Origin of the sequence: Shewanella putrefaciens (assembly GCF_016406325.1) — a bacterium.
Lineage (GTDB): Bacteria > Pseudomonadota > Gammaproteobacteria > Enterobacterales > Shewanellaceae > Shewanella > Shewanella putrefaciens.
In genome coordinates this window covers 2631895-2655582 of sequence record NZ_CP066370.1, presented here as the reverse complement: position 1 = coordinate 2655582, position 23688 = coordinate 2631895, and the positions used below count along the sequence as shown (strand labels likewise).

General features: G+C 43.2%; 15 protein-coding genes and 1 pseudogene. 11 read left to right on the top strand and 5 right to left on the bottom strand.

Going from position 1 to position 23688, the window contains the following annotated elements; translation table 11 throughout:
- Positions 1–48: 48 nt before the first annotated feature.
- From JEZ96_RS11850 to cysK, 4 genes and pseudogenes are all read right to left on the bottom strand, one after another.
- On the bottom strand, positions 49–2949 hold the full coding sequence (locus JEZ96_RS11850) for a TonB-dependent receptor domain-containing protein (RefSeq protein ID WP_011788972.1): 2901 nt from the start codon (positions 2947–2949) through the stop codon (positions 49–51).
- 699 nt (positions 2950–3648) lie between these two features.
- Positions 3649–4653, bottom strand: a complete 1005-nt coding sequence (locus JEZ96_RS11845) for a TDT family transporter (protein ID WP_011788973.1) — start codon at positions 4651–4653, stop codon at positions 3649–3651.
- 131 nt (positions 4654–4784) lie between these two features.
- Positions 4785–5865: pseudogene (locus JEZ96_RS11840) on the bottom strand (methyltransferase).
- Between the two features lie 198 nt (positions 5866–6063).
- On the bottom strand, positions 6064–7032 hold the full coding sequence (gene cysK / locus JEZ96_RS11835) for a cysteine synthase A (RefSeq protein WP_011788975.1): 969 nt from the start codon (positions 7030–7032) through the stop codon (positions 6064–6066).
- A 251-nt stretch (positions 7033–7283) separates the two neighbouring features.
- Between cysK and JEZ96_RS11830 the strand changes: the two genes are divergently transcribed.
- Together JEZ96_RS11830 and JEZ96_RS11825 are read left to right on the top strand one after the other, a co-directional pair.
- The gene (locus JEZ96_RS11830) at positions 7284–8480 is read left to right on the top strand and encodes an RDD family protein (RefSeq protein WP_128090308.1); all 1197 of its coding nucleotides are present in this window, start codon (positions 7284–7286) and stop codon (positions 8478–8480) included.
- Positions 8477–9598 carry a beta-ketoacyl-ACP synthase III gene (locus JEZ96_RS11825; protein WP_011788977.1) on the top strand — a complete coding sequence of 374 codons (1122 nt, stop codon included), beginning with the start codon at positions 8477–8479 and terminating at the stop codon, positions 9596–9598. Before JEZ96_RS11830 ends, JEZ96_RS11825 begins: the two co-directional genes overlap by 4 nt.
- 94 nt (positions 9599–9692) lie before the next feature.
- Here the strand turns inward: JEZ96_RS11825 and cysZ are convergent, their stop codons facing one another.
- On the bottom strand, positions 9693–10472 hold the full coding sequence (gene cysZ, locus JEZ96_RS11820; protein WP_011788978.1) for a sulfate transporter CysZ: 780 nt from the start codon (positions 10470–10472) through the stop codon (positions 9693–9695).
- A 197-nt stretch (positions 10473–10669) separates the two neighbouring features.
- On the opposite strand from cysZ, the gene smc reads away from it, so the two are divergent.
- The 9 genes from smc (at position 10670) to JEZ96_RS11775 (ending at position 23667) form a co-directional block, all read left to right on the top strand.
- Positions 10670–14107: a chromosome segregation protein SMC gene (gene smc, locus JEZ96_RS11815; RefSeq protein WP_025008295.1), complete on the top strand. Its 3438-nt coding sequence runs from the start codon at positions 10670–10672 to the stop codon at positions 14105–14107.
- A 23-nt stretch (positions 14108–14130) separates the two neighbouring features.
- Positions 14131–15159, top strand: a complete 1029-nt coding sequence (zipA, locus tag JEZ96_RS11810) for a cell division protein ZipA (protein WP_061783276.1) — start codon at positions 14131–14133, stop codon at positions 15157–15159.
- Positions 15160–15235: 76 nt separating this feature from the next.
- The gene (gene ligA, locus JEZ96_RS11805) at positions 15236–17293 is read left to right on the top strand and encodes an NAD-dependent DNA ligase LigA (protein WP_198779806.1); all 2058 of its coding nucleotides are present in this window, start codon (positions 15236–15238) and stop codon (positions 17291–17293) included.
- A 176-nt stretch (positions 17294–17469) separates the two neighbouring features.
- On the top strand, positions 17470–17955 hold the full coding sequence (locus JEZ96_RS11800; RefSeq protein ID WP_082785981.1) for a DUF2919 domain-containing protein: 486 nt from the start codon (positions 17470–17472) through the stop codon (positions 17953–17955).
- A gap of 218 nt (positions 17956–18173) precedes the next feature.
- The gene (locus JEZ96_RS11795; RefSeq protein WP_025008298.1) at positions 18174–19382 is read left to right on the top strand and encodes an HD-GYP domain-containing protein; all 1209 of its coding nucleotides are present in this window, start codon (positions 18174–18176) and stop codon (positions 19380–19382) included.
- Positions 19383–19438: 56 nt separating this feature from the next.
- A complete protein-coding gene (locus JEZ96_RS11790) occupies positions 19439–20299 on the top strand; it encodes a Rossmann-fold NAD(P)-binding domain-containing protein (protein ID WP_025008299.1) in 861 nt (286 codons plus the stop codon).
- A 113-nt stretch (positions 20300–20412) separates the two neighbouring features.
- Positions 20413–21036: a thiol:disulfide interchange protein DsbA/DsbL gene (locus JEZ96_RS11785; protein ID WP_011788985.1), complete on the top strand. Its 624-nt coding sequence runs from the start codon at positions 20413–20415 to the stop codon at positions 21034–21036.
- Positions 21037–21652: 616 nt separating this feature from the next.
- Positions 21653–21919, top strand: coding sequence for a DUF4212 domain-containing protein (locus JEZ96_RS11780; RefSeq protein ID WP_025008300.1), 267 nt, complete (start codon positions 21653–21655; stop codon positions 21917–21919).
- A gap of 11 nt (positions 21920–21930) precedes the next feature.
- Positions 21931–23667, top strand: a complete 1737-nt coding sequence (locus JEZ96_RS11775; RefSeq protein ID WP_025008301.1) for a sodium:solute symporter family protein — start codon at positions 21931–21933, stop codon at positions 23665–23667.
- Positions 23668–23688: the final 21 nt, after the last annotated feature.

The following is a 23688-nucleotide window of genomic DNA, read 5'->3' as shown; positions in this document are numbered from 1 at the left end:
TGAATAAAAACGGCATCCAAGGATGCCGTTTTTATTACTAACTGCTAATTAAAATTTAAAGCTTGCCGTTGTATGGAAGAAACGTCCAACGTTGTCATATGCTGCGGCACCAGCACTCGTACCTGTTGTTCCATATGGCAAGTCGCGATCAAGCACGTTATCTATACCAAATTTCAAGGTCACACCAGAGTCGAACGCATAGGCCACAGAAATATCGCTGATAAAATAAACACCATATTCCATATTGCTACTTGGGTTTGCATTGCGAGCAAGTTCTTTGTCAGTGTAGAGGCTTACACCATCAATAAAACGTGTTCTCCAGTTCGCGCTCCATTGGGCGATCGAGTAGTTTAAAGACCAATTAGCTTGCCACTTCGCATAGCCCAAAGTTCCTGCTAATTCTTCAAAATCATTAGGATCATCTTGGAATGAATAGTCTTTGCGTTTAAGCAAACGAGTTGCAATTAAGTTTGTACGGAAATCCCCACCGAATGCATCAAAGTTATAGCCAATATCAAAGTCAATACCTGCAGCCTCTAAGGATGCGATATTGAGTGATGACTGTCTAATGGATGTGATTTCGTTTGTTGTTGGATTCCTCGTTATTAATGCACAATACTCGTTATTAATACCTGAAGCTGAATCTACACAGCGATCGATGATATTTTGTGCGCTTACAGCACTAATAGCGTCGTCAATCGTGATATTCCAGTAGTCAGTTGTAATCGATAGTCCATCGATGAAATTGGGTTGATATGCAAGCCCTACAGTATAGCTTTTTGATTCCTCAGGATCTAATGCTCTATTGCCGCTACTAACTCCCTCAACTCTTTTTGAGTCATAATCGGAGTTAAAATCACTAGGAACCCCTAGTGCTGCGCAGTTAGCCTTGCGTATATCAGGATTACTTAAGTCATTTAAATATTTAGTGCGACAGGCATCCTCAATACTGAAGAAGGTTTGGCTCTCTGCACCATATAATTCACTGATATTAGGAGCTCTAATCGCTTCAGAATAAGTTGAGCGAATACGCAGGTCATCATTCACTTCCCAACTTAATCCCGCTTTCCAAGTGGTGGCGTTACCGATAGTGCTGTAATCTGCAAAACGGACTGCTAACTCCATATCAAGTTGACGAATCATAGGAAGATCAGCCAGTAATGGCACACTGACTTCAGCGAATACTTCTTTAACATCGAAATCGCCTTTATCTTCACCTAGCGCATTGAAGAAAGTACCTGCAGCATTTGCTGGTTCGAAAATTTCACTTTCTTCTTTACGATATTCAACGCCTGTTGAAAAACCAACTACACCAGCTGGCATATCAAATAAAGCCGAGTTGGTTAAAGAGCCTCCAAGGACAGTTTGTTTGATGACAGATGTACCTGTTGAAGTCGTATTAACGTAATCGATAGCTGCTTGGCTTGGTTTTCCAAATCCAAAAATATCTAGAGGAACACATCCAGCAGCTCTTGCATCTTCATCACGACATACAGCAATTCCATCTACATTGATGGAATCTAATGCATGTTGATAATTAGCTAACACGAGGTTGTTTTTATTAACTCGTTCTAAATCTGTTTGGCCATATACACCATATACATCGTAATCCCAATCTTCAAAAACTAAGCCCTCAAGACCGAGAACATAGCGTTGTGTTTCACGGGTATCATCTTCTATACGTTGACCCAGGTCTGTCATAAAACGACGAATATTGATGGTGTCTAATGGCGCAGGATTGCCCTGAGCATCTTTATTCGCTTTCATTAATGCCACAAGTTCAGGGCTAATAAATGCATTATCAATTTTTACATCGGTATTTTTTAAAATATTTACACTATCTCTACCGAAGAAGAATGCAGGTTGGCCTTCATTTGATGCTTGGCTATTGACATATTTTGCTTCGAAATACGCATTCATATTGTCATTAAGCTGGTAGTTTGTTTTGAAGTTTATATTATAACGTTCAAATTCTGGCTGTAACTCCACAAACTGATTTAAGTTTGTATAATCACAATCGACACAGTAAATTCCATCTACTTTAGGGCCAGAATAAACATCGCGTAATGAGCCATCTGGATTGAAAGTTTTCCAGCCATCTAAGAAGAAGGTTCCTGCATTACTGATTGTGTAATGGCCACCATTAGGGGTGTAATATTTATCAGGATCTGATGGATGATTAGAATCAATAGGTTTACCATCTGGGCCAATTGGGCGATTGGTATTTTTTAGGTTGGTAAATGAGGTAGATGTTTCATCACGATCGAATGCTTTTAATTGATTTTGTGCGCTATATTCAACAGCAAAAGCGACATTACCACGATTTTGATCGAAATTAGTACCATAGGATAATGCAACACGATCTTTAGAGAGTGGATTATCTCCAGCCCAACCTTTAGTGGCGGAAACATCCAATCCTTCTACATCTTTTTTCAAAATAAAGTTTACAACACCAGTAACAGCATCTGCACCATAAATTGCTGATGCCCCACCAGTAATAACTTCGACCTTTTCAATCCAGACACTAGGGATAGTATTGACATCTACTGAAGACGTTCCTGCAGAACTGGCAACATGGCGCTTACCGTTTACGAGTACAAGAGTTCTGTCAGTACCCATGCTTCTTAAATCTAAAAGGTTTAAGCCTGATGTACCGATAAAGCGACCTGAGTTGGCTAAGGAATAGGTGTTGCCTAAGGCGGGTAATTGGTTCAGTGCCTCACCAATATTGGTTACGCCTGTTGATAAGAGTTCATCGCCAGTAATGACCGTTACAGGAGTTGGAGCGATCGCCCCTTCTCTGATTATACGAGAACCTGTGACTTCGATACGTTCAACTTTTGCTCCATCTTCAGCAGCAATAGCAACCGATGTCGATAATACTGCAGTAGTAGCACCGCTTATTAACGCAAAGCGAACCGCTTTGGCTAATGTAGAATTCGCGCGCATTTTATTCTCCCTTAACACTTGTTTATTTAATTTTTATTTTTCTTCTTAAATGGTTACTTATGTAATAAATCAGTATTCCATTTAATTAGGCTCAGGATATAACCACAAGAAAATAACAAGTGCAACATTGTAAATTTAGATAATAATGTTGCAAGTTTGTTTGTTTGAAGTGTTTTTAAGGAGGGGTGGTCGGTAAAAGTGATTTTGGATGTTTAATAGATACATTTGCATGTTAAGATATGTTGCTGTTGTTTATATTTGTGCGACTTTGATGATTAATTGTTTCAAATGTTCAATTTTATTGTTTATTTATTGTTTGGTGCAAGTGTTGTTGTTGGCTGGCTTGAAATCATACTTTTTTACATTTTTTGCTAAAAATATTTATATATTTAAATTTTTGTATATATCGAATGTAATACTGTTTTTCTTGCTGCTGTTAATTAGTGGTGGTGTACGGTTTGATTTGTTGTCTTTGTTTGGTTTGTTGATGTTTTCACATAGTGCTGCTTTAAATAAAACTAAGGATTAATTGCAATCAAATATTATACGCAATGCCACTCTGTTTAACTTTATTTTAATGTGAATACTTATTCATCTTTAGCCTATTTTTAATATCATAACTAGGCATGAGTGATAAGAAGTTATCAGATATAGTGGCATTGCTTTGCAACAAATCTAACTCAATATTGTTATCGACACTTATTTACTGTCCATGGTAGATATTTGTTCAACTACTTTAGTTTTATATTCATAAGGGAAGTAGTGCGTTAGGTATCGCAATGCGACGTAGATAACAACCAGAGTGGCAATCACTAATTCCACATCTGCTAAATATTTTATCCACATGGCTAATGCTAAAAAATCGCTAAATTGCATCAGCCAAGTTGAAGTTTTAAAGAGTGCAGTAGCACCTATCACCATAGGAAAAGTAAATGCTGCATACCCTGGGCTAAAAGGGAGTTTTAGTAGGTGAAAAAATGCTAAATAGATAATGCTCGTCATCAGAACCGCAATGCTGAGTAATAATGCAACCAGTGCAATGGCAGGCTGTTGGGATACGGTTAAGTAACCTGCTAATGATAAACTGGCAGGCGCTGCCAGAATGGCTATTGTGGGTTTAGCCGCATCAGGTACTGGCTGACAAAAAATAAGGCGGTATAGCATAAGGGGAAGCATCACGAGGTAGGCTAGCATTCCAAAGACTAAAATAGCATTAACGAGCCATTGATAGCCTTGTGAGGGAAAAGACACCGCCGCAACTATGATACCAATGGGGGGCACAAACCAACTTGGCACCATATGTTCCAATTTAAAATCAATGGCGCGATAGTAAATAAACGCTCCTAGAAAAATGACATGCATAATGATGGCAACAAGCCATAATGCTAACCCTGCATTGGGGGCGTAGTGACCTAGCATCTTTGAAATCACCATCAGTGCCATTGCAAATGTGGGGATCACACTGCCAACGACGGGGTGGCTTAGTTCATTGATTAGAATATTGGGATGAAGTAGAAATTTCCCCGTGAGCAGTAATAACAAAACCGCACCGATGAGTGCGCCTGTCAGTTGCCCCATGCCATTCAGTGAGGGCACCATATTCTCCCAGGTCCAACCTAAGCTCGCAATGGCAAGGGCTAAACCTGCCATTGGGCTTGGTAATTTAGCGGCTTGTGCAGTCCAGCGTTTACGTTTTGAAGTCATTTTAACTACCTCTCAATACTGACGTTACTTAACATTGTCTCGATGGAGAGTTCTGTTTTAATGACCTCAGTTTACATCCGTCCTTTGTGTTAAATAAAATTGATTATATTTATTCGTATAGTAAGTTTTACTTACTTAGTTGGTTTTAGCTTACAGCGAAGCAGAGTATGCCCAAGACCGAGATTGTCGATATCTTCATCGACATACAGCCCCGCTTGATGCAATAGGGTTAATAAATCCTTTGAGTGGTACATACGGCTATTGCCATTCGCTATTGCACTGAAATAGAGGCTAGTAGCATTGACACAATAGGCTGAAGCGGCACAGGGTTGTCTATCCCAAAAGGTTTCGACGATAAAGAGTTGGCTATCCATGGTCATCGCTTTGGCGGTGCGCTGCAAGATGCTTAGTATTTGTGCTTTAGAGAAGCAATCTAAAAACTGGCTCATCCAATAGGCGTCTGCGCCTTCAACAAAGGGGCTAGATTCATCCAGTAGATCGGTGGCAAAGGTATGCAAACGGGAGGTATAGCCTTGGGCTGTGGCATGCTCAGAGGCAACGTCAAGCTGTCCAGGAAAATCCATGATAGTCACTTCAACCTCTGGATTGTATTGACAACAGCTCAGTGCCCATTTTCCGGTATTTCCACCAACATCGACTAAGTGTTTGGGGTTGTGGGCAAATACTAAGGGTAAAAGCTGTGGGAAGGCATGATCAGAATAGTAATGATCAAAGGCAAACCAACTTTCTTTGGCTTTGGGGGGGCAAATCCTTTAGTGCGGGATAAATCGTCTTCCAATCACCAAATACGTCGAGTCCAGCGGCTTTTCCCTCGAGCAAGGCATTATCTAACTTAAACAGACCTTGGTAGCAAACATCTTGGATAAAATGAAGATTGATAGCAGCCATATCATCATGTAGCAAAAAATATCCTGTTTTATCGAGCACATAAGCTGAATCATTTCGCCAAATTAACCCCATGCTTAACCCCATATCGAGTAAGACACTGAGGGCGTATTCACTGAGTGTTGAGGATAGGCATAACTCTGCCAAACTGATCCCGTCTTCAGCAGCTTTATCAATCGTGGCCAAAATATCAAACTTGAGTAGGCAGTGAGCCACTTGAAAACTAATGGGACCAAAGGCGATTTTTTGAGCTTCAAATTTAGCATCGAAGGCGCTTATATTGCGAGGTGTATGATAGAACGGCATAAAAAAGAATGAGTAGACTTGCGATGTTCCCTTTATAGCGAACTCTGCCTTGAAAGTCTGTTTAGTGATAAAGAACTATGAACTGTGTCCTACTTGATGTATGAAATTGTCCTTTCCATTAAAAGCATAATGTAGTTAATTGAATTTCAAATATAAAAATACCCAGCCATAGCCGGGTATTTTGTATGAGTTTAGTCACTATTGAATGTTTTCTTCGTCGCCAAATTGGCCTTGGAATAAAACAGAAGATAAATAGCGTTCTGCTGCCGATGGCAATACCACTACAATGGTTTTATCTGCAAATTCTGGTAATGCAGCAATACGGTTTGCCGCAACCACAGCAGCCCCCGATGAAATACCCACTAAAATGCCTTCTTCTTGCATTAAGCGGCGTGCCATTTCGATGGCCTCATCGTTGGTAACGGCTTCAACGCGGTCAATCAATTCCAGATCTAAGTTGCCAGGGATAAAGCCAGCACCAATACCTTGGATTTTATGTGGACCGGGTTGGACTGGTAATCCCGCTAAGGTTTGAGTGATAACTGGAGAGTCAGCTGGTTCAACCGCAACAGAAGTAATGGTTTTGCCAGCCACTTTTTTCAAGTAACGGCTCACACCTGTGATAGTACCGCCAGTGCCTACACCAGCAACAAACACATCTACTTCACCATCGGTATCATTCCAGATTTCTGGACCTGTGGTTTTTTCATGGATTTCTGGGTTTGCAGGGTTATTAAACTGCTGCAGTAAAATATATTTTTCAGGTGCTGATTGACGAATTTCTTCTGCTTTATCAATTGCGCCTTTCATGCCCTTTGCGCCCTCAGTCAGCACAAGGTTCGCACCAAGTGCTTTGAGCAGCTTACGGCGCTCTAAACTCATGGTATTTGGCATGGTTAAGGTCAGCTTATAGCCACGGGCTGCAGCAACATACGCCAACGCAATACCTGTATTGCCAGAAGTTGGCTCAATCAGTTCGTGATCTTTCGTCAGTAACCCCTTTTTCTCGGCATCCCAAATCATATTGGCGCCGATACGGCATTTAACACTGAAACTTGGGTTACGTGCTTCGACTTTAGCCAGTACTTTACCTTGGCTAACGCGGTTTAAACGTACTAGCGGTGTATTACCGATAGTATATGAATTGTCTTCGAAAATTTTGCTCATGGATTGCTTGCTCCTATGTTGGCACTATTGAATCATAATCGGCTGTGGCGCTTTGAGAAGTGATTGTTTGTTCTTCTTTATTCGATTTAGTTATTAAAGGGTTCTCTGTTATTCGCAAACCCTGATTGGCAGCCAGTTTAACTGTGTTAACCTCTTGCTAACATAAAAAAAGATTGTTGCATTCTTAAGGATAACGCCTTGATGTTTCAATCGTAAAACAAGCCTACCACTCGTATTGGACAAGCGCAAAGATGAAGCAACAGCAAATGGATTTGGGTGAAGACCCAAAAACAATGGTAACACCAAGGGCATTTACCATTGCACAAACCGTGCTATATACCCCATTGGCAACGCCGCTAAAGCGGGCATTAGCCATCATGATTGATGGTTTGTTAATCACTGTGTTAGCCGAACAGATGGATTGGATGTTTATCTTGCTGGTGATCGGCATTATCTGGATTGAAAAGCGCAGTCGTAAGTTTGGTCGTCTACTCAAATGGGGACTTTATGCTGCGCTGTTAGCTTTTATGCTGCTTACCACAGTGGGTAATCTGTTTAATCTAAATACCTCAGTCGGTAAACATGATGAGCAAACCGAGTCGCAGTTGGCCGTAGGAGAACAAGTGATTAGATCGCTACCCGCATTGATTTCGTTAAACCAGTGTACCAGCTACGATTGCGGTAAGACCCAAATTCAAGCTTTACGGACAACGACAGAGCGTGTTGCGAGATCAAATGGAATGAAGGACATAGAGTTACGGGAAATGGTTTTACAAACCATCGCAGACAGCAGTCTACCGACAGAAGATCGCGCTAAATTGCGGGAGGACGTCCTTAACGGCACTCTTTGGCCTGTTATAACACTTCACACTGAGTTGGCTACGACTGGCTCCCCACTCGAACCCATATCAAATCAATCCCTATCTTCCGCTCAATCACCACACCGTACGGCGGATATCGAACTCGCCGCTTCTCAATCTTCTCGCACAACAAGTAGCGATGAGGATGAAGCTACTCGCCATAGTATTATCGCTTGGATTAAGGGCTTTATGAGTGATATGGGACTAGGCTTTGGTTGGGCCGCATTTTACTTTACCGTTTTTACTGCGCGGTTCGATGGCCAAACCTTAGGTAAGAAAATACTGGGTATTCAGGTGATTCAACTTGATGGTGCCAATATCAGTTTATGGGCCGCGTTTGGTCGTTATGGAGGCTATGCCGCCGGTTTTACCACAGGCTTACTTGGCTTTATGCAAATATTTTGGGATCCCAATCGGCAGGGGATCCAAGATAAAATATCTTCAACAGTCGTGATAGACTTAGTGCAAATGCATAAAAAGCAACGATTAGAGCAGCAAGCACAGCGTCAAGATGTGATGCCTGTGCTGACGAATGATCCTTCTACGTCTGCTCACCTTACAACAAGCACCCGTTCGGAGCACCTATGAAACAGGTCGTTATTTCTGGGAGTGGCTTATTTACGCCGCCCTACAGTATTTCCAATGAAGCTTTGGTTGAAAGCTTCAATGCCTATGTTGATATTTTCAATCTTGAAAATGCAGGCTTAATTGAACAAGGCCATGTTGCGGCCTTATCCTATTCATCAAGTGAGTTTATTGAAAAAGCATCTGGGATTAAGCACAGATATGTGATGGTGAAAGAGGGCATACTCGATCCTGAAATTATGATGCCGCTCATTCCTGAACGCAGTAGCGACGAGTTATCAATGCAGGCTGAAATAGGGGTTGAGGCGGCGCTGATGGCGCTAAACAATGCCAATCTTAAGGCGGAGCAAATTGATCTTGTGATTGTTGCCTGTGCTTATACTCAGCGCGCTTATCCCGCGATGGCGATTGAAATCCAACGCGCCCTTGGTACGCGGGGTTACGGTTACGATATGCAGGTGGCTTGTTCATCGGCGACCTTTGCGATTGTTGCGGCTGCTAATGCGATTGCGACAGGTTCTGCCTCAAGAGTGCTAGTGATCAACCCCGAAATTTGCTCGGCGCAGGTGAATTATCGCGACCGTGATAGCCATTTTATCTTTGGCGATGTGGCGACGGCCCTTGTACTTGAAGAGCAGAGTTTAGTCGAGCCCAATAAAGGCTTTACGATTCTCTCAAGCCGTTGCTTCACCGATTACTCAAACAATATTCGCAGTAATTTTGGCTTTTTAAATCGCTGCGATCCGAGTTCGGCACATCAAGCCGACAAGTTATTCCACCAACAAGGGCGCAAAGTATTTAAAGAACTCTTGCCGATGATTTATCAGCATTTGGATGAACATCTGGCCGAGCAAGCATTAACGCCACAGTCCTTCAAACGGTTGTGGTTGCACCAAGCTAACATCAATATGAACCAATTTGTGGTAAGAAAAATGCTTGGGGATGAGGTATCGCCGGAGCAAGCGCCAGTGGTGTTAGATGAATATGCCAATACGGCATCGGCAGGTTCTGTGATTGCATTTCATAAATATTCCAGCGATTTTAAGGCTGGCGATTTAGGTCTATTAAGCTCCTTTGGTGCGGGTTACTCCATCGGCAGCGTGATCCTGCAAAAACGCTAAATTAATCTAGGAATAAGCAGATTGTTCTACAATTTTTTAATAAAAACAGCCTCATTTGAGGCTGTTTTTATTTTGTAGGGATTTGTTGCTTAAACTACTCTGGAGCTATCACTGGATTACGGTAGGCTTCGCGGTACTTATCGACCCACATGGCGGTGGCGCCACAAATCGCCACTGGCATCACGATAAAGTTAACCACAGGGATCATCGAAAACAGGGTGACCGTGGCGCCAAAGGTAAAAGTGGTGCCTCGGGTCTGATTCAGAGCAAAGCGCATATCCTTAAAACTCACCTTATGGTTATCAAAGGGATAATCACAATATTGAATTGACATCATCCAGGCACTGAATAAAAACCACAGAATAGGCGCTAAGGTTTGCCCCACCATGGGGACTAAAAACAGCAGTAAAAACACCAATGCACGGGGTAAATAGTACTTAAGTTTTATCCACTCACGTCCAAAAATTCGCGGAAGATCTTTAACAACATCAATACTTGTGCCGGTATAAAGAGGTTTTCCTGTCAGAATTTGTTCAACTTTTTCCGCTAAAAGGCCATTAAATGGTGCTGCAAGCCAGTTCATTACTGAGCTAAATACAAAGGCAAGCATGACTAGCATAGTCGTAATGGCAAGCGGCCAGAGTAAAAAGTTTAGCCAACTTAAATACTCTGGTAACTGAGCATTTATCCAAGTGAACATCGTTTCTAACTGGCCGATGGCCACATAAATCACTCCTGCAAACAGGATCAAGTTAATCATTAACGGAATAAATACGAAGGTACGGAGGCCTTTACGTGTGATTAACCCAAAGCCTTCGAGAAAATAGTTAACGCCACTTTTAGTTGGGAAGGGTAAAGATGTTTTATGTGTCATATCGTCTTTCCAAAAAGTTAAGCTACGGCTTTATGCGATTGTGATCAACTCATCGGCAGATGACAAGCTAAAAGCCACATGAATTCAATAAAAAGCGTTACAAAATACGGTTTGCTTTGCTAAAGTTGCCAGCAGAATGCATTTGCACCATTAGGTCGATTGGCGGACCACACTTCAGAGACACACTAACTGGCATTATGAGATTAAAACAGATAAAACTTGCCGGCTTTAAGTCGTTTGTCGATTCCACTAAAATTCCTTTTTTACAGGCATTAACCGCCATTATTGGCCCAAATGGTTGTGGTAAATCTAACGTGATCGATGCAGTGCGCTGGGTGCTAGGGGAAAGCTCGGCGAAACACCTACGTGGCGATTCAATGAGCGACGTGATTTTTAACGGCTCAAGCGCGCGTAAACCTGTCTCTGTGGCAGGGGTTGAACTGGTCTTTGAAAACAAAGAAGGGCGCCTTGCTGGCCAGTATGCCAGCTATGAAGAAATTTCGGTAAAGCGTCAAGTGAGTCGCGATGGTGAGTCGTGGTATTTTCTCAATGGGCAAAAGTGTCGCCGTAAAGATATCACCGATTTGTTTATGGGCACGGGGCTTGGCCCGCGCAGTTATGCCATTATTGAGCAGGGCACCATCTCTCGGCTTATCGAATCTAAACCCCAAGATCTACGTACTTTTATCGAGGAAGCAGCGGGGATATCCCGCTATAAAGAGCGCCGCCGCGAAACCGAGAATCGCATTCGCCATACCCGTGAAAACCTCGAGCGTTTAGGCGATATTCGTAGCGAGTTAGGTAAGCAGCTAGATAAATTAGCCCAGCAGGCCAAGGCCGCTAAACAATATCGTGAGCTAAAACAGGCAGAGCGTAAAACCCACGCAGAACTCCTCGTGATGCGCTACCAAGAGTTACAAGATCAGATGGCGAGTTTGTCTGAGCAAATCAGCGCTATCGAAGTGCAACAAGCGGCCGCACAATCACTCGCCCAAACCGATGAATTAAAGGCAACAGAACTGCAAGTACAGCTTGCCCAATTGGCTGAGCAGGAGCAGCGGGCAGTTGAAGCTTATTATCTAACTGGCACTGAAATCGCCAAGTTAGAACAACAGTTACAGAATCAAAAACAACGGGATTCACAGCTTCAAACTCAACTTACCCAAGTTAACGATCAAGTCCGTCAACAAACGGATAAACTCGCAGGTTATCAGTCCAGTCTCAGTGCGTTGGAGTTAGAGTTGTCTCAACTGGCGCCACAGCACGAACAGCAGCAAGAGATAATGGATGAACTGCAATCCCAATGGGAAATGAGTGTTGAGCGCAATGAGCAGCAGAGCGAAACGGCACGTCAACAGGCCGCCATTGTATCTCAGCATCAATTGCAGCTTGAACTGCGTCGCAGTCAGTTGGTGCATCAAGAGCAGTTATTACAGCATAAACAGCAACAACATGATGAACAGCAAACCGAGCTTAATGCTCTGGCTTGTATTGATCTTGAAGATAAGGTTACGCCACTGACTCAAGATCTTACTCTTTTAGATGAAGCGATAGCAGCGCAAATTGACGTTAATTATCAGTTAGAAGCGCAGGTGAGTTTGAGTACTCAAGGTTTAGATGAGGCGCGCGTGAGTGTTGGTCTTATTCAACAAAAGCTGACGGCGACTCAGGCTCGTTTTGATTTAGTTGAACAATGGCTCTCTAAACAGGAGCAGCTCAGTGATAAGCCGCAGTTGTGGCAAAGTATTAGGGTAGAAAATGGTTGGGAAACCGCAGCAGAGCTGGCATTAAGTGGATTACTGACCTTACCCGTTGGTGTGTTAAATAACGAGGTCGGGTTTCAGAACTTAGCGCAAGAATCGGCCTGCACATACATTCAGGATGAGCATTGCACCAAGATCCAGTCTAACGTCAATTTAGCGCCTTGGTTAACAGGGCTTAAATGGGCACAAGATCTTCAATCTGCGAAACAGATGCTAGCAAAGCTTAAGGATGATGAACGTATCGTCACCGCCGATGGTTATTTGCTGGGGCGAGGCTTTTTAATTGCCAAGCAAGACAGCGCAGAATCCTTAGTACAACTGAGTAAAGAGCAGGCACAGCTTGCGCAGAGTATCGCAGATTTAGACATCGCGCTTGGCTTGCAGCAAATCAAGCTAACCGAATTAACGGAGATGTTGAATCAACAGAAACTGCAACTTGTCACAAGTACGCAAAAGTTGCACCAATTGCAGCTTGATAAAGCCACAAAGACCACTCAACTCACTAATGCAACAGAGCAAGCTAAGCAACTCACCGTAAAGCGTAACCAACTTAATGAAGCCGTAGCGCGAAGTGTGGCTGAAATATCAGCTTTAACCGAACAGTTAAATCTGCTTGAGGAGCAGGAGGCCGAATTAGATGAAGTGCTACAGTTAAGCCTTGAAAAACAATTACAACTTAGTCAAGACGCTCAAGCAGATTTGGCGCGGCATCAAGCATTAAAAGTGCGTTTGACTGAGGTTGAACGTGTTTTATCTACCTTAAGTGCACGTTTGCAATCTGTGTCGATGCGAATTGCTGTTAATGTTGAACAAATTGAATTGCAGCAAGTACGTGTCAATGAATTGATTCAGTCTCAGGAAACCGTATCAGCGCAGCTTGCTATGGCTGCTGAACAAAGTGGCGTGGATAATAGTCATCAGTTAACTGATCAATTAACCAGCTTGCTTAAACAGCAACAGATGCAACAACAGGGCTTAAAAGCCGTGCGAATGGAACAAAGTTCCCTTACTGAGACCTTAAATAGTATAGGAATAAAGCAAAAACAAGAGCTTGGTAGGCTTGAGGGCTTGACTCAAAGTCTGAGCACGTTAAAGTTACGTCGTGAGGGTTTAAAAGGCCAAGCAGAGAGTCAGTTAGCAGCCTTACAAGAACAGCAAATTGTTCTGTCACAGATTATCAATACATTGCCCGCTGAAGGCAGTCCTGATAAATGGCAGAGTGATTTAGATCATATTCGGCAAAAAATCGTTCGTTTAGGTGCTATTAACCTTGCAGCGATCGAAGAATTTGAACAGCAAAGTGAGCGAAAATCCTATCTTGATCATCAAGATGAGGATCTCAATAAGGGGCTTGCGACCTTAGAGGAAGCCATCCGTAAAATAGACAAGGAAACCCGCACGCGCTTTAAGGCAACGTTTGACTCTGTTAACGAAGATCTTGGGCGTTTATTTCCGAAGGTGTTTGGTGGTGGAAGAGCCTATTTGGCGCTCACCGAAGATGACTTACTCGAAACGGGTGTGACCATTATGGCGCAGCCACCCGGTAAGAAAAACAGCACAATCCATCTTCTTTCGGGTGGTGAAAAAGCATTAACCGCTTTATCATTGGTATTCGCAATATTTAGGCTCAATCCTGCCCCCTTCTGTATGCTAGATGAAGTGGATGCGCCATTAGACGATGCTAACGTAGAGCGTTTCTGTCGATTACTGAAAGAAATGTCACAGAGTGTACAGTTTATATATATTAGCCATAACAAAATAACCATGGAGATGGCTGATCAACTTATAGGGGTAACTATGTACGAGCCGGGTGTATCTCGTATAGTTGCAGTAGATATAGAGCAAGCGGTGGCGATGGCTGACGCTGGATAACTAGAAGAAAGACAGGGTAACCAATGGAAGATTTGCAACTAGTTTTGTTCATTTTGGGCGCCATAGCCATAGTTGCTGTGCTGGTGCATGGATTTTGGTCTATCAGAAGGCAACAACCTAAGTCATTAAAAGATAGCCCTATGGGCAACTTTTATAAGCAACAAGCGGATAAGGAAAGCCCGCCTAAACGTGTTGATGCCGATGGATTTGATGCGGACGGTATTGGCGCTGTACGAGTGCGTAAGGTGGGGGAGTCGAATCCCCATGAGACGCCACCAATTAGCCCCTATCTTAAACAAGACGTTAAAGCTGAACCTAAACCATTATTCAAGCACACAACGTCAACTGAGATAAAGCAAGAACCCGTTCCACAACCGGATTTCAGTTTGCAGTCGCCTTTAGCGACAGAACAACAGCGTGGCGCTAAAGTATCCCGCCAAGAACCTGTGCTAAATGGTCATGTCCCGCCGTTAGGCCAATCCCATGCGGCGATGGTCGCTCAAAAAGCGCTTGAACAGGAAAAACACGCCCAAAGCACAACGGTACCGACTCAAACAGCCCTATTTGATGAAGACGCTTATCTAGAAAATACTGAGTCAGAAGATGAGTATGCTGAAGAAACAGTGGACGAAGGTTTAGATGAGCCCCGTGATGTTTTGGTATTACACGTGGTCGCCAAAGAAGGGCAGCAGTTAAATGGTGCTGAATTACTACCGTGCTTTTTAACCTTAAATTTTAAATATGGTGATATGAATATTTTCCACCGCCATGTTGATAATGCAGGTAATGGGAAGGTATTGTTTTCCATCGCTAATATGTTAAAGCTTGGAGTCTTCGATCCCGATAATATGGAGCAATTTAGCACTCAAGGAGTGGTGTTTTTTATGACCTTGCCTTGCTATGGCGATGCCTTAATGAATTTTTCTATTATGCTGAACTCAGCGCGCCAACTCGCTGATGATATTGATGCAGTCGTGCTCGACGGTCAACGCCAACCTTGGGGCGAGTTCACTAAACAAGATTATTTACACCGTATTCGCGCTAATGCGTAACATTAAATCACTCTGACATCATGAGGCCGCAATTGCGGCCTCATTTTTGTGTTCTAAAGAGATCTGGATAAAAAATATGCAAGACATTCAACTCGATAAACTCCTTTCTGCCGATATGTCACCTGAGAATGCACAGCAGGTGATGCAGGCCCTTAGCCAATCGCTGAACGAACACAATATTCGTTACTATGTGGATGATGCGCCAACTATTACTGATTCTGAGTATGATAGGTTGATGCAATGCTTGATAAAGCTCGAAGCGCAGTTCCCTCAGTTTATCGTTGCCGACTCGCCAACCCAGCGAGTCGGTGGGCTGGCGCTGGCCAAGTTTGATCAAATCACTCACCTTAAGCCTATGTTGAGCTTAGATAACGCTTTCGGTGAAGCGGACTTCAGCGCTTTTCATAAGCGCGTTACCGATAAAGTCGGTGAGGTGAGTTTTTGTTGTGAACCTAAACTCGATGGTTTAGCTGTTAGTATTTTGTATCGCCATGGTGTACTCGAGCGCGCAGCGACCCGTGGCGATGGAACAGTAGGTGAAGACATCACTGAAAATGTGAAGACCATTAAATCCATTCCACTTAAATTGCGTGGCAATGATTTTCCTGAAGTGGTTGAAGTTCGCGGTGAAGTTTTTATGCCCAAGGCTGCTTTTGAGGCTCTCAATGAGCGTGCGCGCGCAAAGGATGAAAAGCTGTTTGTCAATCCACGTAACGCGGCGGCGGGGAGTTTACGTCAACTCGACAGTAGAATTACGGCCTCTCGCTCACTTGCTTTTTATGCTTATGCATTGGGTGTGGTTGAGCCCGATTCTTATTCGTTGGGCAAAACCCACTATGAACAGTTACAGCAGCTAAAATCTTGGGGTTTACCCGTTAGCAACGAAATCAAAGTGTGCGAAGAGTTAGATCAAGTATTCGATTATTACAAAGATATTCTTACCCGCCGCAGCGATTTACCCTTTGAAATCGATGGTGTGGTGATGAAAGTCAACGATATTGCCCAACAGCAACGCTTAGGTTTTGTGGCTAAATCCCCCCGTTGGGCCATTGCCTATAAGTTTCCCGCTCAAGAGGAAATGACATTACTTGAAGGTGTCGATTTTCAAGTAGGGCGTACCGGTGCCGTCACCCCTGTTGCACGCTTAAAACCAGTATTTGTAGGCGGGGTAACTGTTTCTAATGCCACACTACACAATGCCGATGAGATTGAGCGTTTAGGCATTAAAATCGGTGATACTGTGATTATTCGCCGTGCTGGCGATGTTATCCCACAAATTGTGGCGATAGTGCCCGAAAGACGTCCTGAAACGGCGACTAATATCGTCTTTCCGCACAACTGTCCTGTTTGCGGCAGTTTAGTCGAGCGTCTTGAAGGAGAGGCGGTGGCTCGCTGCAGCGGCGGTTTGTTTTGTGAGGCGCAGCGTAAAGAAGCGATTAAGCATTTCGCATCCCGCAAGGCGTTAGATATCGATGGTATGGGCGACAAAGTCGTCGAGCAATTGATTGATAAAGAACTCGTCCAAAGTCCTGCAGATTTGTTTAAGCTTACCGCTTCAATGATGACTATGCTCGATCGCATGGGCATGAAGTCGGCAACCAATTTAGCGGCAGCGATTGAAGCGGCCAAAACCACAACACTTGCACGTTTCTTATATGCCTTAGGCATTCGTGAAGTGGGCGAGGCGACGGCGGCAAACCTTGCGGCGCACTTTGCCAGTTTAGATGCGCTGCGCGTTGCGACTGTTGAGCAGTTAACTGCAGTGGAAGATGTGGGCGTTGTTGTTGCTCAGCATGTAGCACATTTTTTTGCTCAGCCCCATAATCTTGAAGTAATTGATGCCTTGATTGCAGCAGGAGTCCACTGGCCTGCTATTGAAGCGCCGAGCGCGGATGCACAACCCCTTAAAGGTCAGACTTGGGTATTAACGGGCACCTTAAACCAACTTAATCGTAACGATGCTAAGGCGCAGTTGCAGACCCTTGGGGCGAAAGTGGCTGGCAGTGTTTCCAAAAATACCGATTGTTTAGTGGCAGGTGAGGCGGCAGGTTCAAAACTGGCTAAAGCGCAGGAACTGGGGGTAAAGGTGATTGATGAAGAGGCGCTATTAGCACTCTTCGCGGCTAATCGCTAACAGCCACTCTCCCGTAAAGAGCACTCAAGTGTTGAATACGAAAAGAGTCTTGCGGTGCAAGGCTCTTTTTTAATTCAGTGTTAAGTATTTGGTATCGGACAAAGAACCATTGAAATTGGCAGAATAGACACCATCTTACCTTTACACTGTAGTTACTTCTTTAATTGGAAACCTATTTGAATTTCAGTCACATCACTTGGCTTGATGATCAAGGCCATATCAAACCTCCCATTTTCCTCTACGCGATTTTAGCTTTTTTAGCCCGCGGCTGGTGTATTTTTATCGCATCTTTAACACAGGCAAATGATAGGACTGAATTAGTACGGATTTTTTACCCTGAAAAATCTGACTTTTTACTTGCCCTTGCCACAGGCTTTGGGGCTGTACTGCTTTATATTTTAGTGCTTTGTGAGCGTCGTCGTTCACCTCAATGGTTAAGCCCTTTTTTTGCACACCTAAAATGGGGCTTATGGCCGTTGTTATTGGTGGATGCTGTTCTGCTTGGGCAACGATTGACGCATGGGCAGTTTATGTTTCACTGGAGCCTTGCTCTTGATGCACTTGTATTGTTTTGGTCCAGTTTATATGTTCTAAAATCGAAACGGCTTCATTATTATCTTGCCGATTGGCCTAAAATGGTGGATGTTGGACCCAAAATATAAATTATCTATCTGTTTGTAATTAAAAATGATTTCACATTATTGGCATAAGGTTTTTAGCATAGTGTGTGTTACCCCCCAGTTTGATAAGCATTTTTTGACTGATTACGTACTGAATTTCCTTAATCATCTATAGTTATATGTACTTAGCTTGAATATGTTGGTTGATTCATGGTGTGCCTATCCATTTTCTTCCGCATATTTTAAAGGAGTCATATTGCGTGGCAAAAGCAGCTCAACGAAAACTATTATTGTCTGAACTTCAGCTAGGGATGAGAGTGAAGTTGCCTTTGTCATGGACAAATCATCCCTTTTTATTCAATCGTGTAGATATAAACAGCCCTGCTCAAATTGAAATGATCCGCGGCTTGGGGGTGCCATATGTTTTTTTACTCTCCGAAGTTAATACTAAGAGTGAACAACCTAGTACAGATAACAAAATCATTGAAGTTCAAGAACGACCAAAAACGGAACGGGATATTAAGAGTGCTACACGCAAAGCGATGCGTTTAAGCCAAAAGCGGTTTTTGGAAGGGGTTAATCAATGCCGAAATATGTTTGGTAAGATTGTGAGTGATCCTGAAGGGGCGTATCGGCAGTCGGCAACGTTAGTTGAAGAGATGTTGAGCCATTTACAGGAAGTGGATCAGCCTTTCTTGACGTTGGTAGGAATGGATGAAAACGAGGTAAGTGTCACCCAACATGGCGTATCTGTTGCGGTGATTGCAATGATGATAGGTCATGCCCTTGATTTAACTCCTCGAGAGTTAAGAGATATTGCCCTTGGTAGTTTGCTCCACGATATTGGTAAGTTGAAAGTGCCAGAGAATATTCGCCGAAAGCTCGGCGCTCTAACCACAAATGAAGCGAATTATTTGCAGATGCACCCCAATTTTGGTTATGACATGCTCAACCGCAGCGGCTTATTTCCCAAAGAAGTGCTTAATATTGTGTTACACCACCATGAATTTATTGATGGTTCAGGTTTTCCTGATGGATTAACGGGCAATAAAATTCCCATCGTGACTCAGATTGTGGCCCTTGCAAATGATTTTGATCAGCATCTCAGTGGGCAGCAGGCTTCGTCACCCCAAGTTGCTTTGGGCTACTTATTTAAAAATCGAGCCGCCAAGCACGCTGAGTCCTTAATCTCCGTACTGGTCAAAATTTTGGGTATTTATCCCCCAGGTACGATAGTTAAGCTCTCGGATGACTCCGTCGCTAAAGTGATCATGACGACAAAAGAGGTTGCACAACCCCAAGTATGGGCTTGTAAGCCGGATGGCAGTGAGGCTTCATTGCGCTTTTTAAGTGAGGAGGGCGTAACAGTGCAAAAAGCACTCAAGGCTGAAGAGTTGACGGAGGGTGCTATTCGTACACTACAGGTCGATAAAGGCGTCAGTTTTTATTTTAGTGCGCTGCAGGCTTGAATCTTATCTATTAAGTTCCGTATTCTATCGGCTGATGTTGAATCTTCGGGGCGAATATGGCTGATGTAGTAGATAAGGGTATCTCACCAAAAAGTGTTGCCGTAGTAGGATGTGGTTGGTTTGGATTGGCGTTAGCGACGCATTTAGTCCAAGACGGGTATCGAGTGACAGGATGTAAGCGTCATATTGATGAACTTGCGCCATTGATAGCGGCTGGGATAGAAGCTTTTCCATTGCAATTAGGTGATGAGTGCGACGTTAAACCCGATGCGAAGGTATTGGCAGCGTTATTCCAAACTGATTTTCTCGTAGTCAATATTCCCCCAAGATTAAAGCGTGGTAATAGTGCTTATCTTGAGGAGTTGCAACAACTCTTATCCCTAACCCAAGGTTGGCAATATCAGTGTATCGTGTTTATCAGTACTACGGGCGTGTATCCAACCCAAGATAAATTGATGACTGAAGCGGATGCTATGGCGGAATCGAGTGATAGCCAAGTGCTTTTGGATGCAGAAGCTTTATTTCTCAGTCAAACTAACAGTTGTATCCTGCGTTTTGCTGGGCTCGTTGGGCCTAAACGTCATCCTGGACGTTTTCTTGCGGGCAAAACCGATGTCAGCGGCGCTAATGTGGCGGTCAATCTAGTCCACTTAAATGACTGCGTTAGGGCCGTCAGTGCTATTTTTACAGCAAGCCAACATGGCTTATCCATAGCTCCCATTTATAATCTCTGTGCTCCACAACATCCGACTAAGGTTGAGTTTTACCCAGTTGCAGCTCAGTCTCTGGGTTTAGTTCCCCCCATATTTAATCAACAAGTTATGCCAAGTAAGGTGATCCTCAGTGATGCAATTGTCTCCGACTTAGGTTTTCGTTATCAGTACGAATCCCCCTTTGATATGCTCAGAGTATGTTGAAAAAATGGATGCGTTTTAAGAGATAAGCGGGTACTTAGGTGGTTTTTATGGCTTAGGATTGGCTCGGTAAATGGTTTTTTTTAATCAAATGACAAAATAAAAGAGATAGTATAATGAGCACGTTAAATATTATTGTTAGACCACTGATGTCCCTTGCCTTCGGGTTCATACTCAGTGCCAGTTTTACCTTACAGGCGGCTAATTTTGAGGAAGGTAAAGATTATGTAACAGTGACGGGGATTTCTGAGGCACAACAGCCAGTGTTAAGAGAGTTTTTTTCTTATAACTGTCCGCATTGCTATAACCAAGAGCCCTTAATTGAATCGACCGTTACTTTACTCGGTAAAGAGATCCATTTTGAGCGTACTCCTGTTGGTGCCGGTCGTCCAAGTTGGCAATTGAGCCAGTTAGCCTATTATGTGGCACAAAAACTGAACATGACAAAGCAAACCCATGGTGCCATTTTTAAACAAATCCAAGTGAATGCAGAGCAATTTACTCGCCCAGAACAAGTGAAGGCTTTTTTTGTGTCCCAAGGTGCTAAAGCTGAGGATGTAGAGGCTACAATCAATTCAGTTGATGCCCAATTCACGCTAATGAACTACGACTCTCAAGCTGAGCTTGCAGGTATTAAAGGCGTCCCTTCATTATTGGTTAATGGCCGTTACATGTTGACGTCAACCGCGCACACACCTGAAGAATTGGCGGCGTTAGTTAAGTTTTTAGCGGCGAAATAACGGCATTTCATAGGTGGATGGTATGCGATGAAAGCCGCTTTTTGCGAGTATCGTATAGTCACGTTTCCTCAAGGTAGATTGAATAACCCAGCATAGACTGGGTTATTTTTTGTTGTAAACCTGCAAGGTGACGGTGAATTAAACCGTGATATTTTGACGAAATAACATGATGAAACGGTAAGTAATTGGCCTGATCTAGGTTTGATGAGAGATGTAACGTCTCTAATTGATTGCGAAACTCATTATTAAAATTCTCAATAATTTAGGCTAAAAATCTCAAATCATCTGATTTTCAGCCAGTCTAGAGTCGTATTAAAGCTCATTTAAATTTCTAATTTCCCTAGTTCAGACAATAAGTTATTTCTATTTATTGGTTGCAAAATCCTCTTTCTCCATTCACATATCACTCATTCTTGTTCGACATTGGTCTAACCTGTTAAAAAAGTTAAAACCGTATCAAAATGTAATGTCATTGTTAACTCTTTGAATTTGTTTCTATTCGCTATTTGCAGACAATGTTTTGAATCACGACTTAGACGAAAGTCGTGATTGTGCTCACACCAGCGATTGCTAGATTAAACATGACTTAAAATTAAAACAGCACAGGGGAGTCGCTATGGGTTTTGAAAATAACGAAAAAGCAAAAGGCTACTGGCACGAGAATTTACGTCTCGTCCTTAGCTTATTAGCTATTTGGGCCGCAGTATCATTTGGGTGCGGTATTTTATTGGTTGATGTTCTGAATGAAATCCATTTCATGGGATTCAGATTAGGTTTCTGGTTTGCACAACAGGGAGCTATGTATGTATTCGTTGTGCTTATTTTTGTCTATGCGGCAAAAGCCAACGCCTTAGATAAAAAATATAACGTACAAGAAGACTAAGGGGAATTGGAATGGGTGTTCAAGGATTAACGTATCTTATCGTAGGGCTTTCATTTGCGCTCTACATCGGGATTGCAATTTGGTCACGTGCGGGTTCAACAAAAGAGTTTTATGTTGCCGGTGGTGGTGTGCATCCTGTGGTTAATGGTATGGCGACGGCGGCAGATTGGATGTCAGCAGCGTCATTTATTTCATTAGCAGGTATTGTGTCTTTCGTCGGTTACGACGGCAGCGTTTACCTAATGGGTTGGACTGGCGGTTATGTATTATTAGCCCTGTGTATGGCGCCGTATTTACGTAAGTTTGGTAAATTTACTGTGCCAGATTTTATTGGGGAGCGTTATTACTCTCAGGCGGCACGAACTGTTGCGGTTATCTGCGCCATCTTCATTTGTTTTACTTATATTGCAGGGCAAATGCGGGGTGTGGGCGTGGTATTTTCACGCTTCCTCGAAGTGGAAGTTGACACTGGTGTATACATTGGTATGGCAGTGGTGTTCTTTTATGCCGTACTCGGCGGAATGAAAGGGATTACCTATACTCAGGTTGCTCAATATTGTGTATTGATTTTCGCTTTTATGGTGCCAGCAATCTTCCTCTCGGTGATGATGACGGGCCATATTATTCCGCAAATTGGTTTTGGCGCTGAACTGATTGATGCCGCGGGTAATAATACGGGTGTCTATTTACTCGATAAGTTAAATAACCTCTCTGCTGATTTGGGGTTTGCACCTTATACCGATGGCTCGAAAAGCATGATTGATGTGTTCTGCATTACGGGTGCTCTGATGGTTGGAACTGCAGGTTTACCCCATGTTATCGTTCGTTTTTTCACTGTCCCTAGTGTAAAAGATGCGCGTATTTCAGCAGGTTGGGCACTGGTGTTCATTTCTATCATGTATACAACTGTTCCTGCATTAGCGGCGTTCTCTCGCGTGAATATGATTGAAACCATCAATGGCTCTGATGCTAAAGGTGTTGCCTATGAGACTGCCCCAGGTTGGATTAAAAACTGGGAGAAAACGGGTCTTATTAAGTGGGACGATAAGAATGCTGATGGTAAGTTATATTATGCTGCTGGTAAGTTTGAAGACCCAGCAAGTCGTAATGAGATGAAAATCGATAACGATATCATCGTATTAGCTACACCTGAAATTGCAAACTTACCTGCGTGGGTTATTGCATTAGTCGCTGCTGGTGGTTTAGCAGCAGCGTTATCGACTTCGGCAGGTTTATTGTTGGTGATTTCAACCTCAGTATCACACGATCTGCTTAAAAAGAATTTCATGCCGAATTTATCGGACAAGAAAGAGTTGTTATATGCACGTTTAGCCGCAGGTATTGGGATTGTGATTGCGGGTTACTTTGGTGTGAATCCTCCAGGCTTTGTGGCAGCAGTGGTGGCTTTTGCCTTCGGTTTGGCGGCATCGTCCTTGTTCCCTGCCATTGTCATGGGGATCTTCTCTAAGAAAATGAATAAAGAAGGTGCCATTGCGGGTATGGTAATAGGTTTACTGTTTACCGCGGCTTATATCATCTACTTTAAGTTTGTTAATCCTACGGCAAACGTACCAGCGAACTGGTTCTTAGGTATTTCACCTGAGGGTATCGGTATGGTTGGAATGATAGTCAACTTTGCAGTCGCGGCAATCGTTAGTAAAGTGACAGCTGCAACACCATTACATGTACAGGAAATGGTTGAGTCTATTCGTTTCCCTAAAGGTTCGAGCGAGGCGAGTGGCCACTAGTAAGACGAGTACATAGTTGAA